We start from the raw sequence: 15,657 nt of genomic DNA, 5'->3' as shown, positions 1-15,657 counted from the left end.
ATAACCTACCAAAAATAGCCTGAGGCGGGCTTAGTAGTACATGCCGTGGCGATAATCCCAGCTGGGGAATGAGTCGCTCAGATGGCGCATAATCTCTTCATAGTCTAGACCCTTACGAATCAGGGTGGGGGCGGGGGTCACGCCGCGTTCACCGTGCTGTTCGGGCACTAGGTTGCCCTCGGCATCGACCATCGAGACCATCACGCCCTGTTCGTGGCGTGTTTCGTCGGTCTTATCGGGTTGAATGGATTTCACGTATTCATCGCCGCGCACAATCACGTCTACGCTGTTCTCAATGCGGTCGCCAATGCCCGCCACACGCCCCTTATTCCCGATGCCCGAGGGGTTTGCCGAGCTCGCAAAGGTCAGTTTCCCTTCATTCTCCCAGAGGGCACGAACAATCTGTTCTGCGGGGGTGCCAAAACGCACCACGAAGCAACTGGTTGCGCGCGTATCGCGGGCAAGTTCCTTCGTCGTTTCATCCGGCAGGTACTTTTCAGCGTCTTCGCGCCAGGGCAGAATGCATCCTAAAAGAATGTCGTCGTCCCAGTGTTTCCGGTAGAATTCGCGGATTTCTGGGGTCATCTGGGCGAGTTTATCGAGTTGTTCTAAGGATGCGCACAGCACGACACCGGGCTTTTCGCGCTTGCGGAGCTTGGCATCAAATTTACGTTCGAGGCCTTCGCCATCAGTAGCCATGAGGATATAGCCAACCTTTGTGGGGGCGACGATCAGGCCGCCGGTACCTGAGAGGGTCGCTACAGCTGTTGGAGATGCCTCGCCCGTCCAGTCTTCGCGGATGGGAGTTGATGATGATGTATTTTCCATAGTTCAAGTATTGTACTCGCCTAGAAGATAAGGCAAGCCTATCTTTATATAGTCACATCATGAGATACTCACATGACCACGATGCGGTCTCTCCCGCGTTTTTCTTCCATAGAGCCGCAGTGTGAGGGCTTAAGCGTCTAGAATCCGCACGCAAGCCATGAGTGTGCACTAAGTCTGACACCGGAGGCAGAAGAATGTATACGCCTTCCAGAGCACGCAAAGACGGCACCTATCCGATTGGACGGGTGCCGTCTTTGTCTAAGTCTTCTCTATCTCAGATGAGATTAGAAAGCGGTGTAGTAACCATCGACAGGCATGTAACCATTGCCATCAACGGGGGTCAGCTGGGTACCCTGCGAGGGGTTCAGAGCGGAGACCATCTGGCCGTTACCCACGTAGATACCAACGTGGTTGTAACCGTTGGTGAACACGATGTCGCCAGGCTGGGGGTTCGCGGTTGCGCGAAGCTCAGTGGACATGGTGTAGGTGTAAGGAGTCAGCTTGATGCCCTGCTGAGCAAAGATGTAGGAGACGAAGCCGGAGCAGTCCCATGCACCGTAGGAGCGACCGCCCCAAACGTAACCGGTACCCTGAGCAGCCTTAGCTGCAGACACGATAGCGTCGCGGCTTGCGTTGTTGGTAGTGGGTGCAGGAGTCTTATCTGCTGCAGGAGCAGGTGCCTGTGCAGAAGTAGTCTCAACCTGTGCGGTCTGTTGTGCAGGTGCAACGTACTCGGTCTGCTGCTCAGCCTGAGGTGCAACGTAGGAAGTTGCGGGGGTCTGGTAGCTGCTGTAATCGTACTCGTAGCTGCTGTAGTCGTAGCTCAAGTCGGTTGCTGCAGGAACCTCAGCAAATGCGTTTGCGGGAATGTTGGAACCGATAACAGCAGCACCAGCAACAGCAACGATACCTGCGTTACGAACAATCTTCTTAGCCATTAGTAATATTCCTCCATTGCCTGACGAGGTAAGCTGTCGGGCGCGAGCATGGATTCACTCGGTCACTTGCGCGACTTAGCCCCTAGGCCTCTCCCCTAAGGAGAAACCGAAAAGTGGTTCCCCCGCTTCTGCCGTATATGGGTAGACGTTCCTTGAAGTGCTGGCAGAACTCGGCGGATTCACTCCAAAGGTGTCCTCTTACGATTAGGATTTGGACACAGAACGAGAATACACAGAAAACTCTCAGTTGTCACCTCTTGTCGCCACCTTTTTCACCCCAATAGTGTCAAATAGTCCGTAACACCGAGCTAGTAATACTTTACGAAAAGAACACTTGTTCTTCTAAAATAAGCCTCTGACTAGTAGTTTTATACAGCGTTCCGCGGATTTTAGGGGTTTTATCGGCACAAATATCCAGCATTCCCAGGTTTCTTTAAGGTTGATCCACATCTCTTAAAATTTTTTTCTGCGCGAACGTTAATTTTCTCCTGATAGTCGCACCGTAAAGTTTTGTCGTTTTACGGCAGCTTCCGCGCTATATCTGGGATGTATCCCCCAAAACCTGGTTTTGAACATCGCATCTGCAAAAGGCATATCCGGCATGGATGCACTATGACACGCTAAATTCTCGACGATACAGATATACCGTCCCGAAGAGTATAATCCGGCAGCCACCCCCTATATATTAAGGAGTAACCGCGGCTCACACCCGCTCACCCCCGAGATTTCAGGACATAACAGAACCGTGGAGCTCACCCTACGGTAAGCCCCACGGTCAATTATGAGATCTATACGGGAAGGCGCGCTATCAGCCGCCTTCTACAACCGCCCGGCTGGCGAACGATACATTCTTTAGAGTGCAGATGCGCGCTTGACCACAATAGCGTTCGCAACATCCAAATCCAGCGAGATAGAGGCGTCTTCGCCATCGGCACGCACAATTACATCGTTATTGTCGCCGCCGACCACAGACACCGAAGCACCAAAGGTAATACCGGCGTCGGCAAGCACCTTGAGCAGGTCAATATCCGTCTGGATAGATTCGGGGAAGCGTGAAATCGTGAAGCGATCCTCAGGTCCGGAATCACGGGCAGCAAGCGCCATAGGAACAGTACGTTCGTCGTTCTTTTCGCTGTCGATGCCGAGTTCTTCAAGACCGGGAATAGCGTTGCCGTAAGGAGAGAACTTAGGCTGATTGAGCATATCCAGAATGCGCCTCTCCACGTGATCGCTCATCACGTGCTCCCAGCGGCAAGCCTCATCATGTACATACTCGATATCCAGACCGATCACATCAGAGAGCAGACGCTCGGCAAGGCGGTGCTTACGCATAACCTCAACGGCCTTCTTGCGACCTTCATCGGTCAATTCGAGGTGACGGTCGGGCTCAACAGTGAGTAGTCCGTGCTTTTCCATACGCGCCACGGTCTGTGAGACGGTCGGACCGGAATGGTCTAAGCGTTCCGCAATACGCGCACGCATGGGGGTAATGCCCTCTTCCTCAAGTTCGAGGATGGTGCGCAGATACATCTCAGTGGTATCAATCAGATCGGTCATACCGTCTTATTCCCCTTATATACAACCTGCAGCCAAGCAAACGTAGCCTAGCCTTATATCGAACCTATATCTGAGTAACTATTATGTACCTTTTTAAGTAGTTTTGCCACGGATTACCCCGGCGCGTCGCTTGAAGCGAACTTTTCGCCTTAGAATCCATCTCGAAAATCGTTCCGAGTACATCCGCGAAAAGCAAAACTATCAAGGCGGCTCTCAGCAAAAGCTCACGCTAAACCTCTTCGGCATCCTCGGCGTCCTGCTGATCCTCAGCGGATGCGCCCGCCTCCTCAGCACCGTTGTTATCACGTTCACTGGCCTGCAGGCGATCCGCCCACGGCACCCATTCGGGGGCGAGAAGCGCATCATCACCGGGAATCAGACCGACCTCGCAGATAGTCGCGACCTTAGATCGAGGTGCCCGCGACAGAGTCGCAAACCAAAACCACCCGCGGTACCCCGGCAGCGTGCACTCAAAAAGATGTGTAGTCAAGCGCTCTTCTTCGCCGCGCAAATGATGCACCAGACCGATAGAGTTATGCGGTGCAACAGCTTCAACCCCGGTGAGTGCAATATCTTTTGCCTCCGCAAGAATATCGTCAACCTTCGTGGTGCGACGGCGCCTATGCGCAGGCCCCAGGGTGGGTTCCCCGGTAGGAAGTTCATCTTCCTTAACGACGAAAGGGTCATGCGCAGCTGCCGTTGTCTCGGCATCATGTTCAAGCGTGGGCACGGTAGATTCGTCGGGCTGTTGGTTCACCTGTTCAGACATACTACCTATTAAAGCATCTCCCAGCGCGATGACGGCGAGGAGTTCGTGTGATGTTTTCGTCCGTATGCGCCCATGTCAGACCCTAACCTGCGCAAACGCTGTGAATACTGCCCGTCACAGCGCAATATTGCGTTTTTCGGCGGGAGCAGGCCCATAAACCTGATACGGTTATGCCATGAGTAGCAAAAGCGTATCTTCCTCTGAGCCCGTAGAGGCCGCCGCTGCCCTTCCCTACACCCGAGCGATTCGCTGGCTAGGTGCGGGCGGCGGTATTCTAGCCGTAGTATGCGTAATATGCGGCGTCGTCATGCTCCTCATGAAATGGGCGGGGGCGCATCCGCCAGCGCTCATGAGTCAGATTCCGCTGATTCTGCTTCCGGTCGCTTTTCTTGCGCTCATGGTCAGTATTGTGCTGGCGGTTCTGCGCAGGCGAGCAAGCTAAGACGCGCATACCGGTACATAAGATTTTCCGATAATTTTTCTGGTGAAAGAAGAGTACACAATGTCTGCAGAAGCTAAACTGCTCGTCGTTGATGACGAGTTCAATATTCTAGAGCTTTTGGCTACATCCCTGCGGTTTGCGGGGTTTGAGGTTGTCACCGCCGGTAACGGTCGCGAAGCGATTGAAAAGGCGGAAAACGAACAGCCGGACCTCATCGTCCTCGACGTGATGATGCCCGGGATGGACGGCTTTGAGGTCACTCGCCGTCTGCGCGATGCGGGGCGCACGTACCCGGTGCTGTTCCTCACCGCGAAGGACGCCACCGAAGATAAGGTTGCCGGTCTGGGCGCGGGCGGTGACGACTACGTCACCAAGCCGTTCTCGCTCGATGAGGTGATCGCCCGCATCCGCGCTATTCTGCGCCGGTCACGCAACGCTCAGGAAGAAGACGACGCGATTTTGCGCGTGGACGACCTGAGCCTGAACATTGACACCCATGAGGTTTTCCTGGGAGACGAGGAAATCGACCTCTCCCCCACCGAGTTCAACCTGCTGCACTACCTGATGCTCAACGCAAACCGCGTGCTTTCGAAGGCACAGATTCTCGACCACGTATGGGAGTACGACTTCAACGGAGATTCCTCCATTGTGGAGTCGTACATTTCGTACCTGCGCCGCAAGATTGACAACAACCGCGAAGGACACGAACCGCTCATTCACACCAAACGCGGTGTGGGCTACATGATTCGCGGTTCTCGGAGCTAGTATCTCGTGCCACTGAAACCTGTTGATCGTCTTCCTCACTCGCTGTCGCTGCGAACTCAGCTGGTGGTGGTGACCTCGGTGCTCATTGCGCTTGCTATCGCGGTCACCTCGCTCGTGGCGATTTCGGCGCTGCGCGCCCAAATGGTGCATCAGCTCGACGAAGAGATGAAGGCGAGTTCTTCCTCGCTCGTTTCCTCCGTCGGGACCTCGCAGACCCGGCAGGACGGGGCGGTCGGCTCGTACCGGGTCTATATACTTGATCAGCGCGGAAACGTGCTGTACTCGGTAGCGGGAGCCGATCAACAGGCGGAAAACGAGCCGGTTCTTACCGGCTGGGATTCCGAAAAGGTCAAGAAATACCACGAAACCGGCACGACCGTGAACTCGCGGACAGGCTCTAACGACTGGCGTATTATGCCGATTTCTTTGGAGTCTTCAACCAATGGCCAGGCCTCTTCAATGGTGATTGCCCTGCCGTTGAAGCAGACGAACCAGGTGGTCGCGCTGGTTGGGGTGCTGACCTTCGCGTTCGGGCTTGCCACACTTGCCGCCGCGATCGCGATGACCTGGGTTATTGTGACCCGCACCTTCGAGCCGCTGGCGCGCGTGGAGCAGACCGCCGCGAAGATTGCCGCAGGGGATCTCTCGCAGCGCATCGAGGATTACAACCCCAGCAACGAGATCGGCAACCTGGCAATCTCGCTGAATACTATGCTCGCGCAGATTGAGAGTTCGTTTAATGCGCAGGCGAAGTCAGAGGCGAAGATGCGCCGGTTCGTGGGAGATGCCTCGCACGAGCTGCGCACCCCGCTGGTGAGTATTCGCGGGTACTCCGAACTATACCGCCAGGGTGCCCTGCCCAATGAGGAGGCCGTGGCAACCGCGATGGGGCGCATCGAATCCGAGTCGAAGCGCATGGGCCAGCTGGTCGAGGATCTGCTCACGCTGGCGCGCATCGACGAACGCCGCGAATCTAAACTCGCCCCCTTCGATCTGTTCCACCTGGCGGTTGATGCCAGCAACGACGCCTACGCAACGTCGCCGGATCGTGAAGTCTCGCTTGTGGGCCTCACCGACGATGTGGCCCCCACAAGTGCACCCGTGATCGGCGATGAATCACGGATGCGCCAGGTGGTCGCCAATCTGCTTACCAACGCGATGCGCTACACCCCGGCAGGCACGCCCCTAGAAATCGCGGTTGGCGTGCGCGAAGATGTTCCCGGATACCCGCTCTCGGTTATTGAGGTGCGCGATCACGGCCCGGGTATTCACGGTGAAGACCGCGAGCGCGTGTTCGAGCGTTTCTACCGCACCGATACCTCGCGTTCGCGTGAGACCGGCGGCACCGGGCTGGGGCTGTCGATTGTGGCGGCGATTTTGGAGCAGCACGACGGTTCTGTGCATATTGAGGAAACGTCCGGAGGCGGTGCGACCTTTGTGATTAGCCTGCCGTTCTATCCGGCGCCGGTAATGACCGATAACGGTGTTTCGCAGTAACCGCTGGGCGGGGACATAGTTGTCATAGTTCGGTTGGCGCAGCTGAGAAACCGCGTCCCATACCGGTTTTAGGACGCTCTCGGACTGTGGATAACCGGTTTTTATGTCCCGCGCGGGCAGTTATCCACAGACAGTAAGGTTCGCGGGCGCATCGCGGCAGGCGTTTCTCTAGGGTAGATGGTGAGCGCTGTACGGCACTGAATTCTACGGCAGAATTCACGTGACCGGCAGCTTTCGAAAAAACCTTTACACCCTACCCAGGAGGAATATCATGGCACAGTTCGTCGTCGATTCAGAAACCATTGCGGCGAAGGCAGCTCAGGCGAAAACTCAAGTCGCTAACATTAGCGCCGAGGTTACCGGGATGACCGCATCCCTACAGGATTTGCAGGGTTCGTGGACGGGCTCGGCATCGACGAACTTTCAGGCGGTGCTTGATAATTGGCGCGGCACCCAGAAGCGTGTGGAAGAGTCGATTACCCAGATTAACGAGGCTCTTGACCGGGCGGGCGTGAACTACGCGGAGACTGAAAACGCGAACGCTGCGATGTTCGTGGGCTAGGTTCCAGAGTCGCACTATGTGCACTGAACTTTAACGAGATAGCACGCGGGGCTGCCGTGAAGGATTGATAGCGGACTTCACGGCAGCCCCGGTTTTTCTTAGGCGCAAATGATCTGGTGACGTCAGTTCCCGCGCGGACTGTACCGATTTATTCGGGCGATATGCGGTGCGGGCTTATGATGCGGTGGTCTCTTGCCTAAACCGCAGCCGCCACCCGTTCAGGGCTGCTGCCGTGTCGTAATGCCACAGGCTCGAACGATTGACCCGCCCGCGTGCCGTCTGCACTGCCGCCATGATGAGCACATTATGATCATCGACAACCTGCACGCCCTGTTTGGCGGGGCTGCCCTGCTGGGTGAAGGCGCGCGCACGGTACGCGATGGTGTCGGCACGGCTGACGGAACGACCGGTTGCGGTCACCCACACCAGACGCTCGTGCAGCAGCGCAGAAATCTCGGGTTCGCTCATGCTCCCGCCGCGCATCTCAAGCTCACGTTCGGCGTGCACGGCATCTTCGGGGTTCGGGGCGGAAGGATCCGGTTGTGTAGGTTCCGGTGCGGCGGTTCCCGTGGGGGCGGATGCAGGCTCTTCGGGCACGGCATTTTCTGTGGTGCCTCCCTGAGAGTTACTCTCCTGCTCGGCTTCCTCGAACCCTTCGCCTTCAAATTCTTCGTTTTCTTCGGCTTCTGATTCGGCGAGTTCCTGCTCGGCGAGCGCCCGCTGCTGTGCCTGCGCCTCGCGTTCTGCGGCACGTGCGGAGGCTTCGGCAAGTTTCGTTTTCCGCTCCTGCACCGCCTGCGGATCGGGGGCGGCAATGGCGGATGCAGACTTGAGAATCCCGTTAAGTTTCAGGGAGTCGAACCCCTGGCGTGCGCGTTCCACCTCGGTTTCGGTGAAGTCTTCGAGGCTCAGGTGCGCATCCGCAGTGAGAGTATCGGGGTCTTGGGCGTGAGCATGGTTCTCGGTTTCACGAGTTTGGGCGGCTTGGAGGCTCTGTTCACCTGCTGTATGCGGCGAACCGGGAAATCCCGGGCCGGTTTCGGGTTCTCGTCCCTCTTTGAAGGCCTGTGCGGCTGCGTTCGCACGGGAGTCTGCGGCCTCATTCAGCTCATGCCCGGCATGCCCCTTAACCCAGACCATCTCGTAGTCCCTGCCGGTGCTTGCGGCATCAAGGGCTTCGAGCAGGTCACGGTTCTGCACGGGCTTACCGTCGGCCTTTTTCCAGCCGCGTTTCTTCCACCCGGGCATCCACTGGGTGAGGGAGTTAATCACGTACTGGCTGTCGCAGTAGATCAGAAGTTTGCTCTCGGCGCGGTGGGCGGTCGCCTCAAACAGGTCGAGAACCGCCTTGATCTCGCCCATATTGTTGGTGCCGTGCTCCCAGCCCCCTGCCGCCCAGTGGTTCTCGTCAATGTACCATGCCCATCCGGCAGGCCCGGGATTACCAAGCGCGGAGCCGTCAGCCGCCGCAATAATCTGATTCTGCATGCTCTCGACTTTACCTTACACACTCGTAAAGCGCAGAGTGTGGCGCCAGTTCATGAAGCTAGAGGTTTCGTCACGTCACGCAGGTTCCAGGCGGGTAGACTTAGGGTATGACCATCCACTCTATATCTTCCGGGGATGCGGATGTTTCACGCACGCACATCAGTGTATTTACCCTACCCACCCGCACCTTTACCGGCGGGTTAAGGTTCACGTGGCTTGACTATGTGGGCGAGCAGGCTCGGCGCAAAGCGGCGTCGATACACAGCCCGTCGGCCTCGGTGAGCTACCTGGCGACTGAAGCCCTCATGCGGGCGCTGGCTGCGCCTCGGCTGGGTATTTCGGGGCGGAGTGCACGCACGATTACGGTGGATCGGTCATGTCGGCTCTGCGCGAGCGGTAAACCACACGGTAAGCCGCGCATTGCGGGCGTAAATTTCAATATGTCACAGGTTCCCTCGCTGGCGGCGGGTGGTTTTTGTGCGCAGCAGCAGGTGGTTCTCGGCATTGATCTTGAGGCGGTTCAGGCCTCACTTTTCCCGGGTTTCGCGCGGGTTGCGCTCACCATCGACGAACGTACCGCCTATGAGTCTCTGCCGCCAGGCCAGCAGCAGGCGGCGGGAGTTGCCATCTGGACCGCGAAGGAGGCAGTGCTCAAGGCAACCGGGCACGGGCTAAGTGTTTCACCGCAGACGGTGCAGATTGAGTGCGACGATGCGACTTTGGCGATGGTCAGCGCTCTGTGTGAACCGGCAAACCCGCTGGATGCGCCGGGCAGACAGGATCGCCCCTGCGAACATGAGCTTTCGGTGAGTCCGCGGGTAAGTGTGCGTGCCACGCTCACTCTGCCCGAAGACTCAGATACGTCAACAAAGGAAACATCGTCGGACGGTGAGGACGCCGGTAAGCATCAAACCCCGAAAAACCGCGATATATCGGGCGAAAACGCCCCTACGAATAGCGAACGCTCGTTCTTTATTACCTGGTCGGTGCTGACGCTCAGCCCGGTAGCGCATCCAACGGCGGATACGGCGGGGCGGGCGGAGCATCCCGAACGGTTCCTGCTGGCGGTGGCAACCGAAGACACTGTTCCCGTGGTGGATGTGCACTCGGTCGCCACACCGCTGGATGTTAAGCGTCTGCTGGAACCGCCTGCGGCAGCGTATTAATGCCCAGTGCGCGCCCGAAACTGCCCAGTTTCGTGCCGGTTTCGGTGTGTTCCAGCACCGGGTCTGACTCAGCCACAATGCCCGCGCCCGCGTAGAGGATGGCGGTTTGCGCATCAACCTCAGCACAGCGCAGCACGAGCGCCCACTGGCCGCTTCCGTCTGCGTTCATATAGCCGATGAGCCCGCCGAAATAGTCCCGGCTAAACGGCTCAAGTTCGGCGATCATACACCGCGCGGCCTCGGTGGGGGCGCCGCAAATCGCGGGGGTCGGGTGAATGGCGCGCGCACCATCCAGGCAGGTCATACCCTGTTTAAGCACGCCCGAGATGGGGGTTCCCAAATGCCACAGCTGCGGGGTCTGCAGAAGCGAAGGCGCCTCCGGAATAGTGAGCTGGCGGGTCATGGGTTCCAGCTGCGCCCGAATATCGGCGATAACGGTCGCATGCTCGCCACGGTCCTTACGCGAAGCCATAAGCCGCTGCCCAAGAGCCTCATCCTCGGCGCTTCCATGCTCGGCGATGCGCGGCGCACTGCCCGCCAACGGGTGCGTTTTGAAGGCGCTGCCTTCCCCGGTATCGGGTTCCGTACTGAAAATCAGTTCCGGCGATGCACCCATCAGATATGGATGTTCCAACCCGCGGTGGTCCTGCGGCAGCTTAACGCTAAAAACAAACGTGTTGGGCTGCTGGGCGCGCAGGTTGTTATACACCCCGGCAAGGTCGAGGGCGCCCGGCGCATAATCGGCACGCAGCAGGCGAGAGAGCACAACCTTATCCAGCTGATGCGCCTTCATACGCTCAACGGCGGTCGCCACCGCCTGCCGATACCCGGGGTTTTCGCGGCCCTCAATCTGCGTTGGTTCGGCGAGTGTAACCTCGTGCTCGGGCACCGGAATGTCGTCGATCTGCAGACGTTCGGGCACGAAAAGATGCGCAGGAGCGTTCGGGTCGAAAGGAATCAGACCGACCACGGCGGTACCGGCGGATTCGGCGGTGGCGCGCGCATCCTCAAGGGTGACCTGACGGAGGGAACCGGCGGTGCGCATCACGCGGGTGCCGGTGGCAAACATAAAATCAGGAAGATTATTGCTCACTGATAACGCCTTTCGGGTCTGTTAGAAGGTTGCGCCGCCATCGGCAACAATATTTTGCATGGTGATATGCCGTGAGGCATCGCTGATGAGGAAGGCATTCACCGCCGCAATATCGGCGGGTTCGGCGATGCGCCCGAGCGGAATTCCCAGGCGGAAGGTCTCAGGGCTACCTGCCACGGGTAGGGCGCTGAGGTCTTCGCCATTCCAGGCGTCGGTCACCATGGGGGTGCGGGTGGTGCCAGGGCAGACCGTGTTCACGCGAATGCCGTGGCGCGCCAGCTGCAACCCAAAGCTTGACGATACCCGCACCGCTGAGGCTTTCGAGGCCCCGTAAGCACCGAACTCGGCGCGGGGCACGCGGGCGGCGTTGGAGGCGACCGTCACCAGCGAGCGCGTGTTCTCGGGTGATGTCTGCACCTGCTCAATCATAACGCGCGCGAACTCACGCAGGCACAGGAAAACGCCGTCAGCATTGACCGCATGCAGCCGTTTCCAGTCTTCAAAAGAGGTGTCTAAGAGCGGTTTGCTGTGCACGATTCCCGCCGCCAAGACGGCGCCTTGGATAGGTTCATCCACTTCAGCGGCGGCACGTGCGAGCGCCCGCACCGATTCTTCGTCGCTCACGTTGACGGAGCGGTAGCGGAGGATGGCGTCGCCGTAGGCGGCGAATGATTCGTGCGGTTTTTCCGCCAGATCGGCGGCATACACCGAATAGTTATTCTTGATGAGTTCGTGCACGGTTGCCACGCCGATTCCGCCGTTTGCGCCGGTCACGATAACCCAGCTCATGCGCATACCTTTAGGAGTTCCGGTTCATCTGCTGTGACGAGAGCACCGGCGTTGATGTGCTCCAGCACCTCGGCGGTGTTAAGCACGCGGGCGCATCGACCCGAGGCGTATTCACAGGCCATACGGTGCTCTTTTTCGGTGAAGTCGGCGAGCGCATCCGTGACCATGAAGGGCTGAATATCGCGCATGAACGCTTCAAGGGCGGTGGTCAGGCAGCCGATATGTGCGTATATGCCGCCGATGATGAGCTGATCGCGCCCGAGGTCTTTGAGCTGTTCTTCGAGCGGGGAACGCACGAAGGCGGAGTAGCGCCATTTGGTGAGCACGGTATCGGCTTCGGTAGGGGCGAGTTCGTCGAGAATTTGGGCGTTTTCGTCGTCCTGCAGGCCATCGCCCCAGAAATCGGTCAGCAGGCGCCTGTCGGCGGGATTCTGGCGGGGTGGTTGGGCGGTGTAGTAGACCGGGATGTTCGCCGCGTGTGCTGCATCTAGTAGGCGACGAATATTGGCAATGGCAATGTTGATTTGGGCGTCTGGGAGGGGTTGTCCGTCGCGTTCCAGCTCAAAGGCGCGCACGAAATAGCGCTGCATATCGTGCACGAGAAGCGCGGCACGCGCGGGATCGACCCGCCAGTTTACACGGTTTTGATGCTCCTGTTCGCGGTACGAATAGGGGGCAATCTTGGGTAGCGCCATATGATCTTCTCCTGCCATTGGGTTACAACAGCTTAGGGGGTTCTTAATAGAACGTTTGCCTGTCTGCAAGTACTATATTAGGTCATCCTTAGCTAACAGATATAGACACCCCGTAACTAAATGAGCTTCCCAACCCGCCGCCTCATCATGACAGCACGGGTTGGGAAGCTCACAGGCACCCCAAAGTCTCCTGTTATTTCAAATTCACAGGCACCGCATTCGCCAAAACCTCATTCAGGCCTTCAGTAATCGACGGGTGAGTGTAAATTTCATCACGTAGCTGCGATGCCGTAATATTGTGGCGCATTGCCAACGCCACGAGGTTGATAACCTCCATAGACTCGACCACCAACAGCTGAGCGCCGAGAATCTGGTCAGTCTCGGCATCAATCACGAACTTCATGATGCCGCGCGGGTTCTCCAGGGTCTTCGCACGCGGCATGGCGGCGATAGCGGCAACGGGTTTGGCGGCAACCTTAATGGTGTGACCGGCGGCGAGCGCATCACGCTCAGTCAGGCCGACGGACGAGAGCGGCGGGTTCATGTAGATGGTTGCGGCAACCGCCTGGCGGTCCTTCGTGGAGCGGGAACCGTCACCGAGCAGCTGCGAGAGCACCACGCGGTAGTCGTCCAGGGAAATGTAGGTGAACTGCGGGCCGCCGTTAACGTCGCCAAGCGCAAAAATATTCGGTGCCGTGGTGCGCAGGTGCTCGTCGACAGCGATTGCGCCGTGCTCGGTGGTTTCGATGCTCGTGTTCTCAAGCCCCAGCCCCTCGGTGGCGGGTTTGCGCCCGGTTGCGACCATCACGTAATCCACCTCAAGGTGCTTGGACGCACCCTCGGAGTCCAGGTAGTTCACGGTCACGGAGTCGGCGTTATCGGTAACGGTCTCTACGCGAACGCCCGCGTGAGCGGTAATGCCTTGGTCGGCGATAATCTCGCGTGCCGCCTGGGCGACATCGTCATCGTAACGCCCGAAAAGCGCGGGAGCGCCTTCAAGCAGGGTTACTTCGGTGCCGTAGGAGGAGAAAATACCGGCGAACTCGACACCAATAGGACCGCCGCCGATAATGCCCAGGCGCTTCGGGCGCGGGGTGATCTTCTGCAGTTCGGTAGAGGTGAGCACGCGCTTCGATTCGCGGGCGCCCGGGATGGGCGGGATAGTCGCCACGGCACCGGTGTTGATGATAAAGCAGTCGGCGGTGACGACCAGCTTGTCCTCGCCCGCGGTGACCTCGACCTCGGTGTCTGAAAGGAACCGTGCGTGACCGTCAATGAGTTTGGCGGTGGCGTTCGATTCGAGGATTTCGCGGTTCTTCGCGCGCATGGCACCGGTGAGTTTGTCGCGGAAAATCACGGCGCTCTCGTAGGCGGCGTTCGCAGCGTCGGCGTTGTGTTCGCCGAGGGCACGGAACTCGTCAGCCCGGTGCACAAGCGCCTTGGTGGGTACGCACCCGATATTGATGCAGGTGCCGCCGTACATATTCGAGGACTGCTCGATTAGGGCAACGTTCTTGCCTGTTTTCGCGTAGGCGCCAGCAAGGGTTTTGCCGCCTTTGCCGAAGCCGATAACGACCATATCGAAGTGAAGGCGCGCGGTAGTCATAGTGTTCTCCCGGTGAAGTTTGAGGTGTTTATAATTCGTGTCTGGTGTTCCGGTAAACTTCAACGGGCGGCGTGTGGCATTTATTCCTGGTTTTTGCAAGAAAACATTAAGTTTTTTGACGCTGCGCTGGGGCTGCTTACCTTATCTTATGCAGCCTAAAAAGAGCCTTTATGTGAATAAAGCGTTGGAAATCCCACTTTATTCACATAAAGGCTCTTTTTACACCCGGCAGCATTCATCGTCAGCACATCGCCTGCCAGCTGGTATTCAGAGGTCTTCCACCATATCGAGCTCATACGTGGTTTGCAGGTTCAGCCAAAACTGCGGTGTTGTGCCGAAATAACGGGCAAGGCGCGCAGCTGTATCGGCTGTGATTCCTCGCTTGCCGTGCACGATCTCATTGATGCGCCGGGGCGGCACGCCAATCGCCACCGCCACCTTATTCTGGGTAATCCCAAACCCTTCAATAAAGTCTTCCAGCAGGACTTCTCCGGGATGAATTGGCGCAATTTTGTCAGTGATAGTCAACGATCTCTACCTCCTCAGGTCCTGAATCGGTCCACCTAAAACATATTCTCCACTGGCCATTATATTGCTGCACATTACGCATGAAACGGCGCGGTAACTGGCAGAAGTGCATCCCTTCCTGCGGGTTGCTTTGCATTTCGCAGCTTAAATAGCCTCAAAATAGATGTGCCTCTGCGCTTTGAAATCTAGACTGGTGGTAGACGTGTTTACCCCGAATGAAGGAGCCGCTATGGATGCCCGCAATGTTCTGCACGAAGCTGCGAGCCGACCCGCCGCCGAAGCGAAAGCCCTTGTAAAAACCCTGCCCAAAGAAGCGTTGAACGCGCACGCGGGTGGGCATACGAATTCGATCGCCTGGCTGCTGTGGCATGCGGGGCGGCAGATGGATGTGCAGCTCGCGCAGCTGAACGGCAAGTCGCAAGTGTGGCATAGTCAAGGGTTCAACGCCCGCTTCAACTTGGGCGAGCTGGGCGACACGGTGGGCTACGGACATACCGCTGAGCAGGCGCGTGCCGTCGTGGTGGAGGATGCCGCGTTGCTGGTCGAATATTTGTGTGCGGCTACCGCGGCGTTGAGCGAGTATATCGCGGGTTTGAGCGAGGCTGATTTGGATGACGTGATTGATACGTCGTGGACTCCGCACGTGACGCGCGGGGTGCGGCTGGTGAGTGTGATCGACGATGCCGCCCAGCACGTGGGGCAGGCAGCCTATGCGGCGGGTGTTCTTGAGGGTGGTTCGTAGGGTGAATGCCCCTGAGAGCTGAGACCATCAGAGCTTGTAACAGGTATAGAGGCGCAGCCATCACAGCCCTCTCTTGTACACAAAAAGTGGTGTGGCGCTTACATTTTTAATGTAAGCGCCACACCACTTTTTGTGTGATTCTCTAATCCTCAGTTATCTGGCTCTTCATAATTGGGGGTGTAGTTGGGGTCT

16 protein-coding genes and 1 riboswitch are annotated in these 15,657 nt (G+C 57.7%); of the genes, 6 read left to right on the top strand and 10 right to left on the bottom strand.

From position 1 onward, the window contains the following. Positions 1-30: 30 nt before the first annotated feature. From HMPREF2804_RS09770 to HMPREF2804_RS09755, 4 genes are all read right to left on the bottom strand, one after another. Complete coding sequence (locus HMPREF2804_RS09770; RefSeq protein WP_053089321.1) at positions 31-828, bottom strand: L-threonylcarbamoyladenylate synthase; 798 nt, start codon at positions 826-828, stop codon at positions 31-33. 284 nt (positions 829-1,112) lie between these two features. Beyond that, positions 1,113-1,766, bottom strand: coding sequence for a C40 family peptidase (locus HMPREF2804_RS09765; RefSeq protein WP_048754131.1), 654 nt, complete (start codon positions 1,764-1,766; stop codon positions 1,113-1,115). Positions 1,767-1,768: 2 nt separating this feature from the next. Continuing rightward, positions 1,769-1,952: riboswitch (cyclic di-AMP (ydaO/yuaA leader) on the bottom strand. 666 nt (positions 1,953-2,618) lie between these two features. Then, on the bottom strand, positions 2,619-3,323 hold the full coding sequence (locus tag HMPREF2804_RS09760) for an iron-dependent transcriptional repressor DtxR (protein WP_013397831.1): 705 nt from the start codon (positions 3,321-3,323) through the stop codon (positions 2,619-2,621). Between the two features lie 229 nt (positions 3,324-3,552). Then, on the bottom strand, positions 3,553-4,092 hold the full coding sequence (locus HMPREF2804_RS09755) for a DUF3027 domain-containing protein (protein ID WP_239664661.1): 540 nt from the start codon (positions 4,090-4,092) through the stop codon (positions 3,553-3,555). A gap of 175 nt (positions 4,093-4,267) precedes the next feature. Between HMPREF2804_RS09755 and HMPREF2804_RS09750 the strand changes: the two genes are divergently transcribed. The 4 genes from HMPREF2804_RS09750 (at position 4,268) to HMPREF2804_RS09735 (ending at position 7,358) form a co-directional block, all read left to right on the top strand. Further along, positions 4,268-4,534, top strand: coding sequence for a hypothetical protein (locus HMPREF2804_RS09750; protein ID WP_013397833.1), 267 nt, complete (start codon positions 4,268-4,270; stop codon positions 4,532-4,534). 60 nt (positions 4,535-4,594) lie between these two features. Then, positions 4,595-5,299 (top strand): response regulator transcription factor, encoded by a 705-nt coding sequence (locus tag HMPREF2804_RS09745; protein ID WP_013397834.1) that lies wholly within the window; start codon positions 4,595-4,597, stop codon positions 5,297-5,299. A 6-nt stretch (positions 5,300-5,305) separates the two neighbouring features. Further along, complete coding sequence (locus tag HMPREF2804_RS09740) at positions 5,306-6,796, top strand: sensor histidine kinase (RefSeq protein ID WP_048754133.1); 1,491 nt, start codon at positions 5,306-5,308, stop codon at positions 6,794-6,796. A gap of 271 nt (positions 6,797-7,067) precedes the next feature. Continuing rightward, positions 7,068-7,358, top strand: coding sequence for a WXG100 family type VII secretion target (locus HMPREF2804_RS09735; protein WP_004005567.1), 291 nt, complete (start codon positions 7,068-7,070; stop codon positions 7,356-7,358). A 174-nt stretch (positions 7,359-7,532) separates the two neighbouring features. Here HMPREF2804_RS09735 and HMPREF2804_RS09730 read toward each other — a convergent pair whose 3' ends face one another. Beyond that, positions 7,533-8,846: a ribonuclease H family protein gene (locus HMPREF2804_RS09730; protein ID WP_070628173.1), complete on the bottom strand. Its 1,314-nt coding sequence runs from the start codon at positions 8,844-8,846 to the stop codon at positions 7,533-7,535. Between the two features lie 107 nt (positions 8,847-8,953). Here HMPREF2804_RS09730 and HMPREF2804_RS09725 point away from each other — a divergent pair, with 107 nt between their 5' ends. Further along, positions 8,954-10,012, top strand: coding sequence for a 4'-phosphopantetheinyl transferase family protein (locus HMPREF2804_RS09725; protein ID WP_070628171.1), 1,059 nt, complete (start codon positions 8,954-8,956; stop codon positions 10,010-10,012). On the opposite strand, the gene HMPREF2804_RS09720 is transcribed toward HMPREF2804_RS09725, so the two are convergent. The 5 genes from HMPREF2804_RS09720 to HMPREF2804_RS09700 all read right to left on the bottom strand — a co-directional run bounded on the left by HMPREF2804_RS09720 (position 9,975) and on the right by HMPREF2804_RS09700 (position 14,723). Next, positions 9,975-11,105 (bottom strand): isochorismate synthase, encoded by a 1,131-nt coding sequence (locus HMPREF2804_RS09720; RefSeq protein ID WP_070628168.1) that lies wholly within the window; start codon positions 11,103-11,105, stop codon positions 9,975-9,977. The two genes, HMPREF2804_RS09725 and HMPREF2804_RS09720, sit on opposite strands and share 38 nt — an antisense overlap. A gap of 21 nt (positions 11,106-11,126) precedes the next feature. Continuing rightward, positions 11,127-11,894 (bottom strand): SDR family oxidoreductase, encoded by a 768-nt coding sequence (locus HMPREF2804_RS09715; RefSeq protein ID WP_070628166.1) that lies wholly within the window; start codon positions 11,892-11,894, stop codon positions 11,127-11,129. Beyond that, entirely contained in the window at positions 11,891-12,589 is a 699-nt protein-coding gene (locus HMPREF2804_RS09710; protein ID WP_070628164.1) for an isochorismatase family protein, read from the bottom strand. The genes HMPREF2804_RS09715 and HMPREF2804_RS09710 overlap by 4 nt, the downstream gene beginning before the upstream one ends. Positions 12,590-12,782: 193 nt before the next feature. Next, entirely contained in the window at positions 12,783-14,195 is a 1,413-nt protein-coding gene (locus tag HMPREF2804_RS09705) for an FAD-dependent oxidoreductase (RefSeq protein ID WP_070628162.1), read from the bottom strand. Between the two features lie 267 nt (positions 14,196-14,462). Next, positions 14,463-14,723: a HigA family addiction module antitoxin gene (locus HMPREF2804_RS09700; RefSeq protein ID WP_013397843.1), complete on the bottom strand. Its 261-nt coding sequence runs from the start codon at positions 14,721-14,723 to the stop codon at positions 14,463-14,465. A 229-nt stretch (positions 14,724-14,952) separates the two neighbouring features. Between HMPREF2804_RS09700 and HMPREF2804_RS09695 the strand changes: the two genes are divergently transcribed. Then, on the top strand, positions 14,953-15,465 hold the full coding sequence (locus HMPREF2804_RS09695; RefSeq protein ID WP_070628160.1) for a mycothiol transferase: 513 nt from the start codon (positions 14,953-14,955) through the stop codon (positions 15,463-15,465). Positions 15,466-15,657 lie beyond the last annotated feature (192 nt).

It is taken from the genome of Rothia sp. HMSC065G12 (assembly GCF_001811455.1).
Classification (GTDB): Bacteria; Actinomycetota; Actinomycetes; order Actinomycetales; family Micrococcaceae; genus Rothia; species Rothia dentocariosa.
The sequence above is the reverse complement of the archived record's forward strand: the minus strand, read 5'-3'. Positions and strand labels throughout refer to the sequence as shown.

Excerpts from the sequence above, each read along its gene's own strand:
- HMPREF2804_RS09770 (WP_053089321.1), bottom strand. The coding sequence starts at position 828 with ATGGAAAATACATCATCATCAACTCCCATCCGCGAAGACTGGACGGGC.
- HMPREF2804_RS09765 (WP_048754131.1), bottom strand. The coding sequence starts at position 1,766 with ATGGCTAAGAAGATTGTTCGTAACGCAGGTATCGTTGCTGTTGCTGGT.
- HMPREF2804_RS09760 (WP_013397831.1), bottom strand. The coding sequence starts at position 3,323 with ATGACCGATCTGATTGATACCACTGAGATGTATCTGCGCACCATCCTC.
- HMPREF2804_RS09755 (WP_239664661.1), bottom strand. The coding sequence starts at position 4,092 with ATGTCTGAACAGGTGAACCAACAGCCCGACGAATCTACCGTGCCCACG.
- HMPREF2804_RS09750 (WP_013397833.1), top strand. The coding sequence starts at position 4,268 with ATGAGTAGCAAAAGCGTATCTTCCTCTGAGCCCGTAGAGGCCGCCGCT.
- HMPREF2804_RS09745 (WP_013397834.1), top strand. The coding sequence starts at position 4,595 with ATGTCTGCAGAAGCTAAACTGCTCGTCGTTGATGACGAGTTCAATATT.
- HMPREF2804_RS09735 (WP_004005567.1), top strand. The coding sequence starts at position 7,068 with ATGGCACAGTTCGTCGTCGATTCAGAAACCATTGCGGCGAAGGCAGCT.
- HMPREF2804_RS09730 (WP_070628173.1), bottom strand. The coding sequence starts at position 8,846 with ATGCAGAATCAGATTATTGCGGCGGCTGACGGCTCCGCGCTTGGTAAT.
- HMPREF2804_RS09725 (WP_070628171.1), top strand. The coding sequence starts at position 8,954 with ATGACCATCCACTCTATATCTTCCGGGGATGCGGATGTTTCACGCACG.
- HMPREF2804_RS09715 (WP_070628166.1), bottom strand. The coding sequence starts at position 11,894 with ATGAGCTGGGTTATCGTGACCGGCGCAAACGGCGGAATCGGCGTGGCA.
- HMPREF2804_RS09710 (WP_070628164.1), bottom strand. The coding sequence starts at position 12,589 with ATGGCGCTACCCAAGATTGCCCCCTATTCGTACCGCGAACAGGAGCAT.
- HMPREF2804_RS09705 (WP_070628162.1), bottom strand. The coding sequence starts at position 14,195 with ATGACTACCGCGCGCCTTCACTTCGATATGGTCGTTATCGGCTTCGGC.
- HMPREF2804_RS09695 (WP_070628160.1), top strand. The coding sequence starts at position 14,953 with ATGGATGCCCGCAATGTTCTGCACGAAGCTGCGAGCCGACCCGCCGCC.